20 protein-coding genes and 1 pseudogene are annotated in these 20,283 nt (G+C 38.5%); 1 reads left to right on the forward strand and 20 read right to left on the reverse strand.

What is annotated here, in order from left to right; genetic code table 11:
- Positions 1 to 24 precede the first annotated feature (24 nt).
- Positions 25 to 510: a M13 family metallopeptidase gene (locus tag ArsFIN_RS28100; RefSeq protein WP_276324654.1), complete on the reverse strand. Its 486-nt coding sequence runs from the start codon at positions 508 to 510 to the stop codon at positions 25 to 27.
- 376 nt (positions 511 to 886) lie between these two features.
- Complete coding sequence (locus ArsFIN_RS01835; protein ID WP_026821849.1) at positions 887 to 1,093, reverse strand: DUF1107 domain-containing protein; 207 nt, start codon at positions 1,091 to 1,093, stop codon at positions 887 to 889.
- 313 nt (positions 1,094 to 1,406) lie between these two features.
- Here ArsFIN_RS01835 and ArsFIN_RS01840 point away from each other — a divergent pair, with 313 nt between their 5' ends.
- Positions 1,407 to 1,970, forward strand: coding sequence for a YtfJ family protein (locus ArsFIN_RS01840; protein WP_026821851.1), 564 nt, complete (start codon positions 1,407 to 1,409; stop codon positions 1,968 to 1,970).
- Between the two features lie 8 nt (positions 1,971 to 1,978).
- On the opposite strand, the pseudogene cysQ reads toward ArsFIN_RS01840, so the two are convergent.
- The 18 genes and pseudogenes from cysQ to tsaE form a co-directional block, all read right to left on the reverse strand.
- Positions 1,979 to 2,719: pseudogene (gene cysQ / locus ArsFIN_RS01845) on the reverse strand (3'(2'),5'-bisphosphate nucleotidase CysQ).
- 83 nt (positions 2,720 to 2,802) lie between these two features.
- Positions 2,803 to 3,423, reverse strand: a complete 621-nt coding sequence (locus tag ArsFIN_RS01850) for an FKBP-type peptidyl-prolyl cis-trans isomerase (RefSeq protein WP_026821852.1) — start codon at positions 3,421 to 3,423, stop codon at positions 2,803 to 2,805.
- A 397-nt stretch (positions 3,424 to 3,820) separates the two neighbouring features.
- The gene (rplI, locus tag ArsFIN_RS01855) at positions 3,821 to 4,270 is read right to left on the reverse strand and encodes a 50S ribosomal protein L9 (RefSeq protein ID WP_026821853.1); all 450 of its coding nucleotides are present in this window, start codon (positions 4,268 to 4,270) and stop codon (positions 3,821 to 3,823) included.
- A gap of 38 nt (positions 4,271 to 4,308) precedes the next feature.
- Positions 4,309 to 4,536 (reverse strand): 30S ribosomal protein S18, encoded by a 228-nt coding sequence (gene rpsR, locus ArsFIN_RS01860; RefSeq protein ID WP_000135199.1) that lies wholly within the window; start codon positions 4,534 to 4,536, stop codon positions 4,309 to 4,311.
- Positions 4,537 to 4,540: 4 nt separating this feature from the next.
- On the reverse strand, positions 4,541 to 4,858 hold the full coding sequence (gene priB / locus ArsFIN_RS01865) for a primosomal replication protein N (protein WP_026821854.1): 318 nt from the start codon (positions 4,856 to 4,858) through the stop codon (positions 4,541 to 4,543).
- Positions 4,859 to 4,866: 8 nt separating this feature from the next.
- Positions 4,867 to 5,259, reverse strand: coding sequence for a 30S ribosomal protein S6 (gene rpsF, locus ArsFIN_RS01870; RefSeq protein WP_026821855.1), 393 nt, complete (start codon positions 5,257 to 5,259; stop codon positions 4,867 to 4,869).
- Between the two features lie 210 nt (positions 5,260 to 5,469).
- Positions 5,470 to 6,204: a 23S rRNA (guanosine(2251)-2'-O)-methyltransferase RlmB gene (gene rlmB, locus ArsFIN_RS01875; protein ID WP_026821856.1), complete on the reverse strand. Its 735-nt coding sequence runs from the start codon at positions 6,202 to 6,204 to the stop codon at positions 5,470 to 5,472.
- A gap of 75 nt (positions 6,205 to 6,279) precedes the next feature.
- The gene (gene rnr, locus ArsFIN_RS01880) at positions 6,280 to 8,730 is read right to left on the reverse strand and encodes a ribonuclease R (RefSeq protein ID WP_026821857.1); all 2,451 of its coding nucleotides are present in this window, start codon (positions 8,728 to 8,730) and stop codon (positions 6,280 to 6,282) included.
- Between the two features lie 57 nt (positions 8,731 to 8,787).
- Positions 8,788 to 9,210: a nitric oxide-sensing transcriptional repressor NsrR gene (nsrR, locus tag ArsFIN_RS01885; protein ID WP_026821858.1), complete on the reverse strand. Its 423-nt coding sequence runs from the start codon at positions 9,208 to 9,210 to the stop codon at positions 8,788 to 8,790.
- Positions 9,211 to 9,405: 195 nt separating this feature from the next.
- Entirely contained in the window at positions 9,406 to 10,704 is a 1,299-nt protein-coding gene (locus ArsFIN_RS01890) for an adenylosuccinate synthase (RefSeq protein ID WP_026821859.1), read from the reverse strand.
- A gap of 172 nt (positions 10,705 to 10,876) precedes the next feature.
- Complete coding sequence (gene hflC, locus ArsFIN_RS01895; RefSeq protein ID WP_026821860.1) at positions 10,877 to 11,878, reverse strand: protease modulator HflC; 1,002 nt, start codon at positions 11,876 to 11,878, stop codon at positions 10,877 to 10,879.
- 2 nt (positions 11,879 to 11,880) lie between these two features.
- On the reverse strand, positions 11,881 to 13,098 hold the full coding sequence (gene hflK / locus ArsFIN_RS01900; RefSeq protein ID WP_026821861.1) for an FtsH protease activity modulator HflK: 1,218 nt from the start codon (positions 13,096 to 13,098) through the stop codon (positions 11,881 to 11,883).
- A gap of 84 nt (positions 13,099 to 13,182) precedes the next feature.
- On the reverse strand, positions 13,183 to 14,475 hold the full coding sequence (hflX, locus tag ArsFIN_RS01905; protein WP_026821862.1) for a ribosome rescue GTPase HflX: 1,293 nt from the start codon (positions 14,473 to 14,475) through the stop codon (positions 13,183 to 13,185).
- Positions 14,476 to 14,569: 94 nt separating this feature from the next.
- Positions 14,570 to 14,866 carry an RNA chaperone Hfq gene (gene hfq, locus ArsFIN_RS01910; protein WP_026821863.1) on the reverse strand — a complete coding sequence of 99 codons (297 nt, stop codon included), beginning with the start codon at positions 14,864 to 14,866 and terminating at the stop codon, positions 14,570 to 14,572.
- A gap of 109 nt (positions 14,867 to 14,975) precedes the next feature.
- Complete coding sequence (miaA, locus tag ArsFIN_RS01915) at positions 14,976 to 15,917, reverse strand: tRNA (adenosine(37)-N6)-dimethylallyltransferase MiaA (RefSeq protein ID WP_026821864.1); 942 nt, start codon at positions 15,915 to 15,917, stop codon at positions 14,976 to 14,978.
- On the reverse strand, positions 15,910 to 17,847 hold the full coding sequence (gene mutL / locus ArsFIN_RS01920; RefSeq protein WP_034249235.1) for a DNA mismatch repair endonuclease MutL: 1,938 nt from the start codon (positions 17,845 to 17,847) through the stop codon (positions 15,910 to 15,912). Before mutL ends, miaA begins: the two co-directional genes overlap by 8 nt.
- A 21-nt stretch (positions 17,848 to 17,868) precedes the next feature.
- Positions 17,869 to 19,158, reverse strand: a complete 1,290-nt coding sequence (locus ArsFIN_RS01925; RefSeq protein ID WP_026821866.1) for an N-acetylmuramoyl-L-alanine amidase — start codon at positions 19,156 to 19,158, stop codon at positions 17,869 to 17,871.
- Positions 19,159 to 19,172: 14 nt separating this feature from the next.
- The gene (gene tsaE, locus ArsFIN_RS01930) at positions 19,173 to 19,631 is read right to left on the reverse strand and encodes a tRNA (adenosine(37)-N6)-threonylcarbamoyltransferase complex ATPase subunit type 1 TsaE (RefSeq protein WP_026821867.1); all 459 of its coding nucleotides are present in this window, start codon (positions 19,629 to 19,631) and stop codon (positions 19,173 to 19,175) included.
- Positions 19,632 to 20,283 lie beyond the last annotated feature (652 nt).

Here is a 20,283-nt window from a genome sequence, read left to right on the forward strand (position 1 = left end):
TGTCCTAGATAAAGAACATAAATATCAGGTGCTTTTGCATCCAACCCAATAGGAAATAAATGGCATATAACCTGGTTTTGCCATTAGATTAGTAATATCAGCATGAGTTTTTGCCTGCTTTATATTATTAAGCGCGTTTTGTACCGGCATTAAACCTGCTTTTTCAACCGCCGTTTCATTCAAATAGCTGCGATAAAGATTACGGATATTGCGTTGATTATGATTAAGCTCACTTTCCGGTTGAACTTCAAGTTTATTTATCAGTGCTTGCAGCTGTTTTTCTGTTTTGAGATATAACTCAACAAAGGAATTAATGCGTGACATTCCAGCTGGGATTTTTGCATGGTTTATCCAATCCTGATTAACATACTGATAAAAATCATTACCCGGAGAAATGGAATCAGTTAGCGTGATTTTTTGTTCGCCGTAAGTAACGCCTTTGGCAACAGCAAAAGAGGAAGCTGTCAGAGCAGACAGACTAATAAGTAGTGCTAACACAGTTTTTTGCATAGGAGAAAACCTTTCTCTGCTTTGAGATTGATATGTCCCATCAACTAGTGTTGATAAGCTGATAAGTTATCTATACTACTTCAATCTTTTAACAAAAATGTACATATAAATTTAATTTTCTTCAAAATTACAATCTTTATCGCAATCGAAACATTGCTGTTTGCATAGCCAAAACCAAATTATCAAACGCCAGCCACAAAATAAAATGCGGTTGGTATACATCCAATCTAACATGAAGCGAGTAGAATGAGGAATGGTAAAATATTTTTTGCTAATCTGGTCTGAAGCAAAACTTAGGTATTAAAACCGTTATGTCATGATTAATTAATATTTTATTTGCGCCACCGAGGATGTGGCGCACCACTTATCAGACGAGTTAACCTATTTCTGTCTGGAGGATAAGCACTTCTTTATTGATTTCATTCATTATGTTGAAATGCCGCTTATCTTTAATTCTAGGGGGTAATATCTTTCCTTTGTCAAATTCAAATACTCCCATATCTTTAATATACAATCGACCACGAAATAATATCTTAACGTAACGCGCAATCTTCAGTGGGTTATAACGGTGAAAAATCTTCATTCAACTTTTTCCTCCCCTTTGTTGATCTTGAAGTCACAAAAATGTGATTCATGACACATTTTATAGTCATAGACTCTCGTTACAAGCTTTAGTTCTCCTTTTCCAATAAGATTTAACGATTTTACATAACATGATAACTGGTTATATAGTTTTGAATAATTATTACAATATTTTTCATTTGATGTCTTAACAACTTTGGCTGTATGTGCTAGAGCTGCTCTCTGTAGTAAAGACATTATATTTAAGATTGACTATGCTAATAAACAATGACAATCATCAATAACCAGTTTAGAAAAAATTAACGAGGAGCACTATGTTAAAAAAGATCATAGCAATAGTAATTTTATTAACTCTCCCTATCTCTGCTTTAACTGCTACATTTGAAATCAATAAGCCAGTACCTGCTGTAACTGTTACCGATCGAGGTGAACTGCTGTTGAACGAAAATGGTAAGCTGATTTATCAAGATTGGAGCAGCAAAGGACTTGCTGGCAAAGTAAGGACAATCCTACATATTGCCGGGCGTCTTTCCGCTAAAGAGCTCAATGAGCCATTAATAGAGGCAATTAAACAACAGAAATTTGATCAGCAAAAATATCAGACAACGACAATAATAAATACTGATGATACTATCCTGGGAACCGGTTTTTTTGTCCGCAGTAGTATTGAAGACAGCAAACGAGAATTCCCGTTTTCTCAAATCATTGTTGATAATAATGGTGTAGTTAAAAAAACTTGGCAGCTAAAACCCAAGAGCTCGACCATCATCGTATTAAATAAAAATGGTAATGTATTATTTGCTAAAGATGGCGCACTAACATCTGAAGAGACAAACAAAGTTATCAAACTGATTGAAACACAATTAAAAAATAATTAATTAAACCATCAGAATATTGATACTCTAAATCCCGGATTAATAAATGACTCTCTAGGGGAATAGTCTAGGGTTCTACCATACCAATCTGTCACTTTAGCACCTGCCGCCTAGGCGATAGCATGGCCTGCGGCAGTATCCCAGATATGAGTGGGCCCAAATCGCGGATAAAGCTGTGCTTTACCTTCAGCGATGAGGCAGAATTTTAATGAAGAGCCGATCACCATGACTTCATGCTGTCCCAATTGCGCTAAATAATCGGCCAATTCTTTATCCTGATAAGAGCGGCTAATGACAATTAGCGGGGGATAACCATTAGCAACATGAAGTGATTGTTTTACACCATCCACTATTTTCCATGCCATCCCATGCTCACTAGCAAAAAGCGCATTTTTTGCTGGCGCATAAATAATTCCCATAACAGGGGAACCCGATTTGATTAAAGCAATGTTAACGGTAAATTCGCCATTCCTTTGAATAAACTCTTTAGTTCCGTCAAGTGGATCCACTAACCAGTAGCACTCCCAATGACAACGCTCTTGCCAAGCCGGCGGTGCTTCTTCAGAGAGTAGTGGAATGTGCGGTGTTATACTTGCCAATCCAGTTTTAATAATTTGGTGAGCAATCAGATCGGCTTCAGTCACCGGTGAGCTATCTTTTTTGTGCTTAACAGAAAGCTGTTGGCCACTTTCATAGATAGTCATAATTGCTCTACCCGCTTCTTTTGCCAAATCACATATTTGCTCAAGCATAATATATCTCGGAAAACGGCATAAATTATTTATTGAATTAGCTTATTCATAAATCAACTAATTCGCTGAAAAGTAAAACTTAATTATATAATCTCGAGTAATTCCACTTCAAAAATTAGCGTGCTAAAAGGCGGAATAGCGGCGCCAGCACCACGTTCACCATAAGCCAAATTATGCGGAATATAAAGTTCCCACTTTGATCCGGTAGGCATCAATGTGAACGCTTCAATCCAGCCAGGAATAACACCATTCACAGGAAATTCAGCTGGTTGTTCTCGTTCCCTTGAACAATCAAAAATCGTACCATCGATTAATCGACCAGTATAATGAACACGAACCCGATCTGCTTTAGCCGGGATCGGTCCTTCACCTTGTTTTAATATACTAAATTGTAATCCTGATTCTGTCGTATTGACTTCTTCACGTTGCTGGTTGTTATCCAGAAACTGTTGTCCTTCCACTGCCGACGCTTGCTGGAATTTACGCCGCTGCGCATCCGCACGTTCATGGATCTCACGTAATGCTCTGTGCAAAGCTTGAATAGGGACAACTGGCGTTTTACTATGTAATGCATCACATAAGCCAGCAAGTAAAGCTTCTGGCTGAATGCCTTCCAGGCCTGATTCTAAAAGCTGTTGACCAACTTGAAGACCAATGCCATAACTTGCCTGAGTTTCAATTGAATCAAATGCCTGATCTGTCATAACAGCACCTATTTATTAAATAATAAAGAATAACAGTCACAAATAAACCGGTAAATAACCGTATAAAATAAATTTAGTCAAAAATAATATTATAATTTTATATCAATTCATTAATTTTATAATACTAAAAACCGACATGTCGGACTTTAATTTGAAAAATAGACTTTATTCCTAAAATAATATTTATAAATGGTAATTGATGAATAGTGGCAATTTCATGCATTAAAATTATCGACTACCAACCAGAAATTCCCTTAACTGTAGTAGATATACTAAAGTAAAGTTGTTAACTTTATACAATTGATTGATAGCGACGATGATTTAGCCCGCAAAAATAGAAATAAAAACACCAGCATTGGCTGGTGTTTTTATTTGTGCCTAATAATTCAAAAAGCAATTATTCAGCAATAATATTCACATTCAGTTTTGCAAATACATCACTATGCACTTGGAAATGAACTTCGTGTTCACCAACAGTACGCAATACACCATTTGGTAAGCGAACTTCGCTTTTCGCAACCTCGACACCGGCAGCTGTGACTGCCTGAGCAATATCACGAGTCCCGATCGAACCAAACAGTTTACCTTCATCACCAGCTTTAGAAGCGATGGTTACTGTTGCTAATGAATTAATTTTCTCAGCGCGCCCTTTCGCGACAGCCAGAACGTCGGCTAATTTAGCTTCTAATTCGGCACGGCGTGCTTCAAAAAATTCAACATTCTTTTTAGTTGCAGGAACAGCTTTTCCCTGTGGAACTAAAAAGTTACGCGCATAACCCGCTTTAACATCAACTTGATCACCCAGGCTACCCAGGTTTGCTACTTTATCCAGTAGAATAATTTCCATTACCTTATCCTCTTTAAGTCGTTAATGGACTATACCAATTACTGATGACGATCAGTATATGGCAACAGAGACAGGTAACGCGCGCGCTTGATCGCACGAGCGAGCTGACGCTGGTATTTTGCACGAGTACCAGTAATACGACTTGGTACAATTTTACCACTTTCAGTGATATAGTTTTTTAGCGTTGCGATATCTTTATAATCAATCTCTTGAACGCCTTCCGCTGTGAAACGGCAGAACTTACGACGACGGAAATAACGTGCCATTTGGCTAGTCTCCAGAATCTATCAATTCAATCTGCTCGGCATGAAGCACTAGTTTATTCAAGCCATTAGCGCCCTGATGGCTGCTAATGAAACCTATAACAGTGATCCGACTACCGACCGTTATACTGTGAGTAAACTGTTGTAATTTTTGTCCGCTGGCGATAATGGTTATTCTACACCATACTTGCCGATCAAAACCGGCCTCCTGCTGCTGTGAACGATGTTCGAGCACAAACTGACAGTGAGGAACTCCAGCTGGACTGACTTTTCTTATCGGTGCATTACAGATTTTGCCTGACAACACCAATCGATTAGTATTCACAACCAAAATTACTCTTCAGAATCCTCAGCTCCCTCAATTCCTTCCAGGTCTTCATCAACCAAATCACGACTGCGACGATCGTCTTTGGCTTTAACCATTGGAGAAGCTTCAGTAACCGCATGCTTAACACGCATAATCATGCTGCGGACAACGGCATCATTGAAGCGGAAGTTTGTTTCTAACTCATCAATCACTTCTTGCGGCGCTTCAACATTCATCAGAACATAGTGTGCTTTGTGCAATTTATTGATTGGATAAGCCAATTGACGACGACCCCAGTCTTCCAAGCGATGGATTTGACCTTGCGCTTCGGTAATAGAACCACTATAACGCTCAATCATACCTGCAACTTGCTCGCTCTGGTCCGGGTGAACCATAAAAACGATTTCGTAATGACGCATGAGTTTTGCTCCTTACGGATTAATCAGCCTCCTGTCAGGGTCAACCGCATCCCATGGAGGCAAGGAACTTATTTAATTGCGGCTGAAAAATTGACGCGTAACTATACCTATCCTTTAGTTAAAACTCAAGTATTAGATTAAATCATCACTTGTCGCATATTGAATTGAGGCCGGTAATCTGCCAAGATTATCAATGATCTGGCGTTTTTCTCACTGACTACGCCGTTGACGTACTGCTTCAAACAAACAAACACCCGTCGCAACAGAAACATTTAGAGACGAAACCACTCCTGCCATTGGAATACTAATCAGTTCATCGCAATGTTCCCTTGTTAATCGACGCATACCTTCACCTTCTGCGCCCATCACCAATGCAATAGCCCCGGTTAATTTACTCTCATATAACGTATGATTGGCTTCACCTGCGGTACCAACAATCCAGATATGCTGCTGCAATTGACGTAACGTCCGCGCAAGATTGGTAACCCGAATTAATGGCACACTCTCTGCTGCGCCACAGGCAACTTTCTTAGCGGTAGCATTAAGCTGAGCAGATTTATCCTTTGGCACAATAACCGCATCAATACCGGCGGCTTCTGCACTACGTAAACAAGCACCTAAGTTATGTGGATCGGTAATACCATCTAATATAAGCAAAAAGGGTGATGGCACCTGAGAAATAATAATATCTAAATCACTCTCTTGATATTGTCGCCCAGGCTTTACCTCGGCAATAATACCTTGATGAACAGCGTTTTCTGTCTGCCTATCCATCCATTGACGATTAGCTAACTGGATGATAATCCCCAATTTTTCAAGCTGATGAATAATCGGCAATAAACGTTTATCTTCACGCCCTTTGAGTATATAAACTTGTTTTAAACGCAAAGGATCGCGTTCCAACAGTGCACGCACTGCATGAATACCATAAATAATTTCACTCATAAATTTATCAATTACTTAAATAACGCTTAAAGATAGTCAACCATGGCCAATAAAAAAAATCATTAATAAAAATAACTAAGATTTTTTTTGTGCTTTTTTACGCACCTTTTTTGCTTTCAATTTTGCAGCAATTTTTGTGCTCTTATCAGAAACCTTTTTCCCTTTCTTATCTGCTTTTTTAGCGTTCTTGCTGCCTTTCTTATTAGGTTTAACAAATGCACTATTAGATTCAAAATTTTTGTCTTGGCTGTGATCTAGCTGGCCATTAGTTGAAATTGCTTTTTTAAATTGCTTTTTGGCTTTTTCTTTTGTTGTCTTACCTGGATTTTTTGCCTTGCGTAAAGTTGATATCAACGCGAAATCGATCTTGCGTTCATCCATATGTACCGCTTCAACGCTAATTTCAACTTCATCACCAAGGCGATAAACCATGCCCGAAGACTCACCAATAAGTCGTTGTCCTACATTATCGTAGCGATAGTAATCATTATTCAGTGAAGAGATATGCACCAAACCATCAATAAAAAGATCTTTTAAACGGACAAAAAAACCAAAACCGGTGACACTGGTAATAATGCCAGTAAACACATTGCCAACGTGATCTTGCATAAAATCACATTTCAACCAATCAGCAACATCTCTCGTTGCTTCATCAGCACGCCGTTCTGTCATTGAACAATGTTCACCTAATTGCAACATTTCATGGGTATCAGCATGCCAACCACCGGTTGGCGTCGAGCGATGTTGATTGTTTCCATGTTGTGTAGATAAAAGATATTTAATCGAACGATGTAGGGCTAAATCAGGATAACGACGAATTGGTGAAGTGAAATGGGCATAAGATTTCAATGCTAAGCCAAAATGTCCTCTATTTTCAGGATCATAAATAGCCTGTTTCATTGAACGCAAAATCATTGTTTGCAGCAATTCATGATCCGGACGTTCAGCGACTTCGTCCATGATTTTAGCATAATCAGCCGGCTGTGGTTTCATTCCTCCTGGTAATGTTAAGCCCAATTCACTAAATACCGTTCGTAAGTTTACAATACTCTCTTGTTTAGGCCTATCATGGACACGATACAAGCTAGGTTCTTTATTCCGCTCAACAAAACGTGCAGCAGCGATATTGGCTAAAATCATACATTCTTCAATTAATTTATGCGCATCATTACGTTCAACCGGCTCTATCCGCTCAATGCGTTTTTCTGCATTAAAAATAAATTTTGCTTCTTCAGATTCAAAGGAGATAGCCCCTCGTTTCACGCGCGCGCTATCTAACGCTTGATATAATCGATGAAGTTGTTCTAGATGTGGCACTAGCTCTTGATAATGTTGACGTAATTGTTCATCACCCTGTAAAATTTTCCAGACTTTGGTATAAGTCAATCTGGCATGAGAACGCATTACGGCTTCATAGAATTTAGATGAAGTAATTTGCCCCCCCGCCGATAACTGCATCTCACATACCATGCATAGTCTTTCGACTTCAGGGTTTAATGAACATAATCCATTAGAAAGAATTTCAGGCAACATGGGGATCACCCGTGATGGAAAATAGACTGAGTTTCCCCGACTAACCGCTTCACTATCCAAAGCCGTTTGTGGTCGTACATAATAACTAACATCTGCAATTGCGACCCACAAGCACCAACCACCGTCTTCTTTCGGCATACAATAAACTGCATCATCAAAATCCCGGGCATCTTCACCATCAATCGTGACTAAAGGTAGATGACATAAATCTACTCGCCCTTTTTTTGCTGACGCAGGGATCTGTTCGGATAAATCAGCAACTTGTTTTTCAACTTGTGGCGGCCAATGATAAGGGATTTCATAGGTTCTTAATGCAATCTCTACCGCCATGTTAGTACCCATGCTTTCGCCTAATACTTCAACAATATTGCCTACTGCTTGAATATGGCGTGCTGGCCGGGTTATCATCTCAACGACAACCACATTTCCCATCCTGGCACCGTTAACCTGTTCTCTAGGGATCAAAATGTCAAAAGATAGTCGACTATCATCAGGAACTACATATCCCATGCCTGATTCTAAAAAATAACGTCCTACAATATGATTATTGCGTGGAACAAGCACTCGAACAATGCGAACTTCTGTACGTCCACGCCGATCTTTGCCCAATGGTTGAGCAAGCACAACATCACCATGCAGCGCTTTTCTCATTTCTTCCAAAGAAAGGTAAAAATCTTCTTTCTGCCCTTCTACGCGTAAAAAACCAAAACCATCACGATGACCAATAACAGAACCTTTGAGTAAATCAAGGCGCTCAGGTAAGGCATAACATTGACGACGAGTAAATACCAATTGTCCATCACGTTCCATAGCACGTAAACGGCGACGCAAGGCCTCTAACTCTTCTTCTTTGGTTAACTTTAATATTCGGGCGATTTCCTGTCGACTCACAGGTGTAGTAAATTTTGCTAATACCTCTAAGATATATTCACGACTTGCAATTGGTGAATGATATTTCTCAGCCTCTCGGTCTTTATATGGATCTTTTGCCATCACCCACCTCCGCAACTATATCGATTAATATACCTACAAATATATTAGGTCTATTGTTTATTTTAACAGTAACTTATACAGTGGCTCGTTATTTTTTATTAGATCAGCCAGTGTATATTTATCTAATTCATTTAAAAAATGATCAATCGCTTGATTTAATATCTGTTTTAATCGACAAGCAGAGGTAATATGGCAGTAATCGCTACCGCAATTGACTAATGCCAGGGGCTCTAACAGACGAACAACCTCACCGATCCGGATCTGATCAGCTGGCTTGCCTAAATAAATACCCCCATTTTTCCCTCTCACCGCAGCAACAAGTCCAACTCGGCTTAATTGATTAATAATTTTTACCATATGGTTACGTGAGACACCGTAAACATTAGTGACTTCAGTAATATTAGTCATTTTATCCTTAGGTAATGACGCCATATAAATCAATGCTCTTAAGCCATAATCTGTAAAACTTGTTAACTGCACATCAACCTCTGGTTATAAAACAAAAATGGAAGGACACTTTTTTGACATTAATTCATTTGGTTATATCTATTATGTAAATTTTCACTCTATTGAGCAAAATTGCTCAGTAAATTCGGTAACATGAATTAATCGATATAAAAATAACGCCTGAATGTTCAGGCGTCACTCATTAAGCGATATTATTTAGGGGTAAAATTATGCATCAAAAGGATCTTGTAATATCATTGTTTCAGCCCGATCAGGCCCGGTCGAAATAATATCTATCGGGATGCCAGTTAATTCCTCAATCCGTTTAATATAATCAATTGCTGCTTTAGGTAATTGATTATGTTCTTTTACCCCAAAAGTACTTTCACTCCAGCCTGGTAACGTTTCATATATCGGCTCTAAACCTTCCCATTCCTCTGCCGCTAATGGTGTTATTGTCAATTCAGTCCCATCTGGTTTGCGATAAGCAATACAAAGTTTGACTTCATCCAAACCATCTAATACATCTAATTTAGTTAAACAGAAACCAGAAAGTGAATTGATTTGAACAGCTCGGTTAATAGCAACAATATCTAACCAGCCAGTACGGCGGCAACGACCGGTTGTTGCACCAAATTCCTGCCCTTTTTCACGCAGATATTCGCCCGTTTCATCGGATAACTCGGTTGGGAAAGGCCCTCCACCAACACGGGTAGAATAAGCTTTCAATATTCCTAAAACATAATCAATATAGCATGGACCTAAGCCAGAGCCAGTAGCAACACCACCCGCCGTTGTGTTTGATGAAGTCACATAGGGATAGGTTCCATGATCAATATCCAGCAATGTTCCCTGTGCCCCTTCATACATCACTAATTCGCCTTTTTGATGCGCTTTATACAACAAATCAGCAACATCAACGGTCATCGCCGTCAAAATATCGGCAATAACCATAATATCATCTAATGTTTTTTGGTAATCAATTGCAGGCGCTTTATAATAATTCACTAATTGAAAATTATGGTAATCAACAATTTCTTTAAGTTTGACTGGAAACGTTTTTTTATTAAACAGATCACCAACGCGTATTCCACGGCGAGCAACTTTATCTTCATAAGCCGGTCCAATGCCCCGGCCGGTCGTGCCTATCGCTTTCGCGCCGCGCGCTTTTTCACGCGCGTTATCTAAAGCAACATGGTAGGGCAAGATTAATGGACAAGCTGCTGAAATTTTGAGACGTTCACGCACTGGCACGCCGCGCGCTTCCAATTTTTTCATTTCATCCATTAATGCATCAGGTGCTAACACGACACCATTGCCAATGACGCTTATGACATTTTCACGCAGAATACCCGATGGGATAAGATGGAGTACAGTTTTTTCACCATTTACCACAAGAGTATGACCAGCATTATGGCCACCTTGATAACGAACAACATACTTAGCGCGTTCAGTTAGTAAATCGACGATTTTGCCTTTACCTTCGTCACCCCACTGAGTACCTAATACGACAACGTTTTTACCCATTTCAAAATTCACTCGATTGCTTAAAAAAGAATTCTACCATTTCAAACATTAGCTGCCAGCAATTTTTATAACACCAATACCTCTTTTCATCACAATCTTAACAGATTAAAGCCCGCCTAATGCGGGCTTATCCAGAGTCATTTAGCAATCATTTTGCTTATCTTTTAAATAATCACTGTACCGCTCTTTGTTTAGTTGGTGCTCGCATATAACGGAAAAAATCTGTATCTGGGCTTAATACCATCACATCATCACCATTTTTACTAAAACTCTTCTCGTATGCCCGCAAACTACGGATAAAAGCATAGAAATCAGGATATTGATTAAATGCATCAGCAAATAGCTTAGTCGCCATCGCATCGCCTTCACCACGTAATCTCAACGCAGTGCGCTCCGCTTCTGCCAATGTTTCAGTCACAGTTTTATCTGCTGCAGCACGGATCTTCACTGCTTCTTCTTGACCTTGTGAACGATGCTGACGCGCTACAGCCTCTCGTTCAGCACGCATACGCTGATATATCGCTTCCGAAACTTCACTTGGCAATTCAATACGTTTGATACGCACATCGACAACTTCAATCCCTAATGCCGCCATGCTGTTTGGATTCACAACTGGCAAATTACCTTTTATCTCTTTATCAAAACGGGCTGCTGCCGAGGCAATAGCCTGATCAGCCTCTTTTGTCGCTTCAGTATCTGAACCTTTATTAAGTGCATCACGTACATCGACGGTTAAGCGTCCGCGAGAATCGGTAATAATATCTTTCACATTTAAACGGCCAAATTCTGAACGCAGGCGATCACTAAATTTACGTTTTAGTAAGGTTTCAGCTTGATAAGGATTACCGCCACCGGTCGCAACATAGTAACGACTAAAATCAGTAATTCGCCATTTTAAATAAGAATCAACCATTAAATCTTTATTTTCTCTAGTCAGATAGCGATCTGCCTGAACATCCAATGTCTGAATACGAGCATCCAACATTTTTACCGTTTCAATAAATGGTATTTTGAGATTCAAACCTGGCTCATAAATAATAGGTTTATTGTCACCATCACGTACAACCTTACCAAAGCGTAGAATGATGCCTCTCTCTGTCTGTTGAACTGTGAAAATTGATATATACAACACAACTAATGCAGCAACAATAATAACAATCACTGATTTACGCATGATTATTGTCTCCCTACACGAGCTGAATTACTGCCCCGAGCATTATCCCGCGTACCATAGCTATACGAGTAAGGCGATTCAGTAGAAATATCCGATTGCTGAATAACTTTTGGTGGCGTTATTTTTTGTACATCTGCGGCATTATTTTTGCTTCCATTGCGTAGAATTTGTTCTAACGGCAACACTAACATACTATTGCTCTTGTCGTTAACAATGACCTTACGCGTATTACCTAGTACCCGCTCCATCGTCTCAATATATAAACGTTCTCGAGTAATTTGAGGAGCCGCTCTATATTCCGGCAACATTTTGGCAAAACTGGCTACTTCACCTTCAGCCTTGAAAACCACACTTGACTTATAAGCGGTCGCTTCTTCAATCAATTTCTGCGCATTCCCTTTTGCTAATGGTAGGACTTCATTACGATAAGCTTGCGCTTCACGAATAGTCTTCTGCTCTTCTTCTCGTGCTGCAATAACATCATCAAATGCCGCTTTAACCGCTTCCGGTGGACGAGCAGCTTGGAAGTTAACATCTAATATCGTTATACCCATATTATAAGGTCTTATCGTATTTTCTAACTCTTTTTGTGTTTCATCACGGATAAAAGCACGTTTCGTCGTCAGCACCTGTTCCATTGCTGATTGACCAATAATTCCACGTACTGCGCTATCTATTGCCTGACGTAAACTGTTATCGGGGTTAGTAACATTAAATAAATATTGAGCAGGATCTGTTACTCGATACTGGACATTCATTTCTACTTGAATAACATTTTCATCCGAAGTTAACATCATACCACTAGTCGCTTGTTCACGTATGGTTTCCACATTAACCGGAATGACTTTTTCAATAAAATTCGGCTTCCAATTTAAACCTGGTTCAACAGTATGGCTATATTTACCAAAACGAAATACCACGCCACGATCACTCTCTTTTATCGTATAAAAACCACTTGCAGCCCAAATAATAACAATTGCTGCCATAATAATTGCGATAAAACGACCGTTTATATTGATGCCATTTGGATTACTCGAACCATTTCTATCTTTATTATTCCCACCTAAACCACCAAGTTTGCGACTTAACTTGCGGAACAGATCATCAAGATCAGTTGTCCCTTTTTTCCGATTACCTTTATTACCACTGGAGTTGCCGCTATTGCTGCTTCCCCACGGGTCGCGGTCCTGTCCGTTATTACCGGGCTGATTCCACGCCATGTTATAGCTCCATTCGTTATGATTGGTTTTTCTGGGCTAAGAGTAAAATATTTACTCTTAATTTATTCAATTTATTGACCACATTCAATGTGTTGACTTAACAATGTACTCAAGCAAAGGTTGTTCTTGCTTACAAAGTCTTTGCCAGTCAACAATAGGCAGCTTCACTGCAAGCATGATACTGCCATCTATATCCATTTCTTCATACTCGATTGCCTGAAGTTGATAAAACCGACTGCGTAAACGACCCGCTTCTGGCGGTAAACGCAATTCATAATGTGCAATTTCACCAGAAAGACGTTCTGTTAGCGCCTGTAATAATAATGGAATTCCTTCGCCGGTTTGGGCTGAAAGCCAGACCCGAATAGGGACATTATTCTCATCTCGATCAATACGGGGGATAAATCCATTCAACATGTCAATTTTATTCATGACTAACAGTGCTGGAATTTCATTAGCCTCAATTTCTTCTAATACACTTTCAACTGCTTGGATATTTTCTTCCATACGGTTATCCACAGCATCGACAACATGTAATAATAAACTGGCTTCACGTGTTTCCTGCAATGTTGCTTTAAATGCCGCAACAAGATCATGAGGAAGATGACGAATAAAACCGACAGTATCGGCCAATACTATCGCTCCAACATCATCTATATCAATACGCCGTAATGTAGGATCTAACGTCGCAAATAATTGATCTGCAGCATATACTTCAGACTTTGTCATTTGATTAAACAGACTAGACTTGCCTGCATTAGTGTAACCTACCAATGATATGGTGGGAATACCCGCTTTAGTTCTAGCTTGTCTACCCTGCTCTCTCTGCTTTTCAACCTTTGCCAATCGAGAAAGGATTTGCCGAATTTTACCTCGGATCAATCGACGATCCGTTTCAAGTTGAGTTTCACCAGGTCCACGCAGGCCGATCCCGCCTTTTTGTCGCTCAAGATGAGTCCAACCACGTACCAAACGGGTAGAAATATGCCTTAACTGAGCTAATTCAACTTGTAGTTTACCTTCATGGGTTCGAGCGCGCTGTGCAAATATATCTAAAATTAAACCCGTACGATCAATAACTCGACACTGACATAATCGCTCAAGATTTCTTTCCTGTGCAGGGCTTAAAGTATGGTCAAAAAGAACCACATCGGCATTACTAACTTTAACGGCTGCCGCGATTTCTTCCGCTTTACCCTCGCCAACAAAATATTTAGCCTGGGGTGATTTGCGATTACCTGTGATTATCTGTACTGGCTTAATGCCCGCAGAGATGACTAATGATTCAAATTCAATGAGGTTTTCAGTATCTTTTTCATTTGCGAAAAAAACATGCACAAGAACAGCTAATTCCCCACCTTCATGTCTATCAAACAAAAGCACAACTCCTTAGACTTAAAAAATATCAAACAGGCAAAATACAGATAAAGTTCCCTTTATCTGTATTTTTTTGTTCAAATAATTAACTGTATTATTCAGTCGCATCACTATCCTGTGGAACTGCCACATTGCCTGTATTGTAATTACCTAGGCCTGTATTACCCCCTTGATTACTATGGTGAGATACAGGACGAGAAGGTACTACAGTAGAAATAGCATGCTTATATACCATTTGGCTTACTGTGTTTTTCAGTAAAATAACAAATTGATCAAATGATTCGATTTGACCTTGTAATTTGATGCCATTGACCAAATAAATGGAAACCGGAACCCTTTCACGACGTAACGCGTTTAGGAACGGATCTTGCAAAGATTGCCCCTTAGCCATTCTCTATTTTCCTTATTTTGTTGTTTTTAACTAAGAACCTTTATGGTTCGAAAAAATTAACTACTCAAAAAATTGTGCCTTTACCACCAATTGTACATAAATAGCAAACCTATGCACTAATAAGATGCAATATTGTGTTAAGTGCTCCCTTAATATCATCGCTATCGAGTCTATGCACGTTTTTCCATCCTTTTAACCATGTAATTTGACGTTTAGCCAATTGACGTGTTGCACATATACCACGATAAACCATTTCATCATAGTTGATTTCACCAGACAAATATGACCACATCTGACGATAACCAACAGAACGAATAGCAGGTAGATCTTGATGGAGATCCCCCCTAGCATAAAGAGCGCTAACTTCATCCTCAAAACCCGCATTCAACATTTGTAGAAAACGCATCTCGATACGTTGATGAAGAATTTTACGATCTTGCGGTGAAATCGCAAACTGTAACACATTATATGGTAATTCTGCTTCTACAATTTCAGTCAATTCTGTCAGGCTCTTTCCAGAAACTAAAAAAACCTCCAAGGCACGAGACAATCGTTGCGGATCATTAGGATGGATTCTAGCTGCCGATATAGGATCAACCTCTTGTAAACGTTTATGAATTGCCCCCCAACCCGATTGCTTCGCTTGCAATTCAATTTCTGCCCGAATTGTAACATCGGCTGAAGGTAAGGGTGACAACCCATCTAGTAACGCTTTAAAATATAGCATAGTCCCTCCAACGAGTAAGGGAATACGACCTGAAGCGACTATTTTTTCCATTTCTGCTAAAGCATCACGACGAAAGTCTGCCACAGAATAAGACTGTGACGGATCCAAAATGTCAATCAATCGGTGTGGCGCAATTTGTTGCTCTTCCAGTGTTGGTTTCGCTGTTCCTATATTCATATCTCGATAAATTAATGCAGAATCTACACTAATTATTTCAACGGGTAATTTTTGACACAATGCCATTGCCAATGCTGTCTTTCCCGACGCCGTAGGCCCCATTATAAAAATCGCTTGCGGTTTAGGTTGAAAAATTTTTTTACTCATGAGTTAAAGCCGTTATCACCGATTCAAAATCAATTAGTTGTAGTAATGTTTTCGGTGGTTCTTTAACTAATTCAGGGTGAGCCCGCTCAAGATCCGCTAGTAACTGTACCCCTTGTGCAACCGTCCACACTTGTTTTTCATTCACTAAATAATCTGCTAACCAAACAACTAATTCCTTCACCTGACAAGAAGTATTTTGAGCAAGATATTTCAACAGTTTTGGAAATAATTCAGCCAAATTTTGCGATCTCAAGGGACAAGATACAGCACTAATTGTTGCTTTATTATGAGAAATATTGATATCAAAACCTAATGTACTTAATAATACCTTTACTCGATAAAAAGTTTCAATTTCCTTTTCTGTTAATGCGAGTTTTATTGGTATAAGTAACGGCTGAGATTTTAATCCTTTATCAGTAGGAATTAATTGACTTCGTTTCAAATATCGCTCAGCTTCCGCTAATGATAACAAACCTATTCCAAATGATGATTCAATAAATGCGAAATTTTTAGAGTAAATTGTTAGTATTTTACCAAATGTATAATTTTTATCATTTTTTTCAACAAATACCGATTTTACTGCTAATTTTTCAGTTTTTATGGGTTTCCGCTCTGGAAAAAGTGGGATTTTTTCTTGTTCACATGCTTCATTTTGCATCAATTGCTGATAAAGCTCACCCTGTTTTTTGTTATAAGTTTTTTGGGTTATTTTTCCATTATTGTAGCAAGAAAATGATGTCGTTTCAGATGGCGAAATTTGGTTACACGCCCTTAATTCTGTTATTACTTGCGCTTTTTGCTCTTCAACAACTAAATCCTGTTTTGGATTATCTGAGGCAAAAAAATTTTCACCCGCAGCTAACCTATTTTGCAATCCTAAAACAGGATGACTTTCTTGTTTTAAATCAATAGTCACTTGATTAAATTGTTTTTGTTGTTGGCTTAGTAGCGTGTTCACACCCTGATAGATAAAATCATGCACCAATCTTGCTTGGTGAAAACGGACTTCCTGTTTAGCTGGATGAACATTAACATCAACCTGACTAGGATCAATCGTTAAATAAAGAACATAAGCAGCTTGCTGCTCATCTGGCTGACGATCAGCATAGGCCTGGCGAATGGCATGATTAATTAATCGATCACGCATCATGCGGCCATTAACATAACAGTATTGAATTTCAACAGTCTTACCTAAATCGGGATTAGTTATCCAACCTTTAATTGCTAAATCACCATGTTGCCAACCTAATTTCAGCGCATTTTGTATAAAAGTGCTGCCACAAATTGCAGCCAGACGTCGTTCATATTGCTCTTCACTCTTTGTCGCACGATACTGGCGAACTAATTTACCATTATGATGCAAGTTGATTGCAACATCGAAACGCGCTAAAGCGATTCTACGTACCACCTCATCAATATGGCTAAATTCGGTCTTCTCTGTACGTAAAAATTTACGTCGAGCTGGAGTATTATAAAACAGATCAAGAACTTCAACTGTTGTTCCTATTGGGTGAGCAGCAGGTTTTAGCGTAACATTCATCTCACGCCCTTCAGCATAAGCTTGCCAGGCTTCTGTTTGTGTCTCGACGCGTGAAGTTAGTATTAAACGAGAAACTGAACTAATACTAGCTAGCGCTTCTCCTCTAAATCCCATACTCTTAATAGCGGCGAGATCTTCTAGCGTAGCTATTTTGCTGGTAGCGTGTCGCTCTAACGCTAAGGTTAAATCTTCTTTGGCAATACCACTACCATTATCATGGATACGGATAAGCTTTGCACCACCACGCTCAATTTCTATATCAATACGACTGGCGCCAGCATCAAGACTATTTTCGACTAACTCTTTCACAACCGATGATGGACGTTCAACAACTTCACCTGCAGCAATTTGATTAGCTAACTGAGGAGAAAGAATTTGTATTGCTGACATAATGACCTCTGTCGTATTCCATCATTTTGGCGCTGCTTGTAGGGGGTGCTGGGTAAAATAATTGCGTAAACCTTGATGAATAGCTATCGCCAAACGTTCCTGATAATCATCGGAAACTAAAAGACGTTCTTCAGAAATATTACTAATAAAACCGGTTTCCACAAGAATAGAGGGAATGTCAGGAGAACGGAGTACACCAAGACTAGCATGTTCCGGATCATATTTATGGATATTACCAATTTTATTTAATTCTCTCAGTACTTTTACCGCAACAGCATAACCTACACGCTGGGAATTGCCAAATTGCAAGTCTAAAACAGCTTGGCTAAGATATGGATCTGAGCCATTAGCTAACGCATCACCTGCACCACCTAATAATTCAGATTGCTTCTCATGTTGTTCAAGCCAATTACCCAATTCACTATTCGCTCTTCGATTGGAAAGAACCCAAACAGAAGCACCTCGAGCACGATTATTAGGTGCTGCATCAGCATGAATTGAAACGAGCATATCAGCTGCTTTTTGTCGCGCCACTTCTGAACGACCCGCTACAGAAATAAAATAATCGCCATTGCGAGTCATCACGGGCTTAAACATCGGATCTGTCTTTAAATAGTTTTCTAATTTACGCGCGATACTCATTGTTATATTTTTTTCTCGATGACCATTTTGCCCAATTGCACCTGGATCTTTACCACCATGCCCAGCATCAATTGCCACGACAACTTGCCGGGTTCCTTTAGGTAAATTTTTATATATTACGGGGGTCGGAGAGTAATTGACTAACTTTTTCTCTGTTTTTGAATTAATTGCTAGCGATTTATTGGTTACTTCATTTGCTGGCTGAAATATCTGAGACTGTGACGCGCCAGCACGACTATTCTTTAATGTAAAAACTATTTGATAATGCTGATTTATTTGTTTAACCACCGCACTTGCTGTCACTGCATTTGCCAGTTCTATAACAATACGTTGATACTGACTATTCGGTGGCTGACTAGTACGAACCCCTTGAACTAAATTATTATTTATAAACTTCATTGGTAATCCAGCTACCGGATCAGATTGACGAAAATCGATAACTAAACGCTCAGGTTCATGGAGTGGAAAAAAGTGGTACTCTGGATTACCTCCAGCAAAGCGTAAAATGACTTTTGCTTCGGATAAATTATCATTGACGTGAATATTGAATAAAGTAGCAGCCTGTGCACTAGACAACAATAAGTTGTTAAGTAATATCATTGTCATTAATAAAAGAAATACATGAATTTGCCATCTTTTTATTATATTAATCATCGAAGTCGTCATCATGATTAGTATTCCTATTACGACAATTTTTCTAATAACATTTCCCCATATGTTGATAACGCGACAAAACGTGCTTGTCTTCCATTATTGTCATATGATAGATAGAGTTCGAGATCAGCGGATGGTAATATTCCTTCACCTTTCTTTGGCCATTCCACTAAACATATGGCCTGCCAATCAAAATAATCACGGATACCCATAAATTCAAGCTCTTCAGGATCAGTTAAACGATATAAATCAAAATGGTAAACGGGATTAGGAACTAATAAATACGATTCAACTAACGTGTAAGTTGGACTTTTTACATGTCCTTGGTAACCTAATCCTTGCAAAAAACCGCGACTAAAAGTCGTTTTCCCTGCGCCCAAATCGCCATATAAATAAAGAATAAAACGTTGCTTACAAAGATGAGCTAAACGATGCCCTAAAGCTATTGTTGCTTTTTCATTAGCAAGCAATAATATAAGTTCTTTCATAAAAATATTGCCATTTTTTGTAATTTTTTATTTAATAGTTTAACTCATAAAATATATCACAAAATACTATTACTTACCGAATATTATAGCGATATTTAATGTTATTTTTGCCAATAAAACTTACATCATATGCTTATGATTTAACTAATTAATTTTTTTTAGTTAGTTACTTTTATCAATATTGTATCATTTGATCTGAACAAATTTATATAAAAACAAAGCCATTAAATTTTTCTTTAATATCAAATAATTATCGTTTATCATCTAAAATATTGCAAATAATCATAAAACAGACTTCATCAAATAAAACCATGAAATAATTTTGTCTTAAACAATTAAAATTATTTGGTTAAGAGAAGCTTTTTTACATGACTAAAGAGGCGCTATATTATATCGAAACATAGATAAATGCCCGCTAACTAAAAAATATTATATTGCGCTACCTAGTTACACCTTGAAATATATCAATAAAATAATACTTCTATTATAAATAAAACCTTACCCAAATAATAATAGCGTCTTGCGAACAATATCTATTGACTAACATCAATATTTTCAAGAGTTAGATACTTCAATTTTACTTGTGTATAAAATAAAAATGCATTGATCATAAAAAAATTATTATATAATCAATCATCAAAAAATATAAATA

It is taken from the genome of Arsenophonus nasoniae (assembly GCF_004768525.1).
GTDB lineage: Bacteria > Pseudomonadota > Gammaproteobacteria > Enterobacterales > Enterobacteriaceae > Arsenophonus > Arsenophonus nasoniae.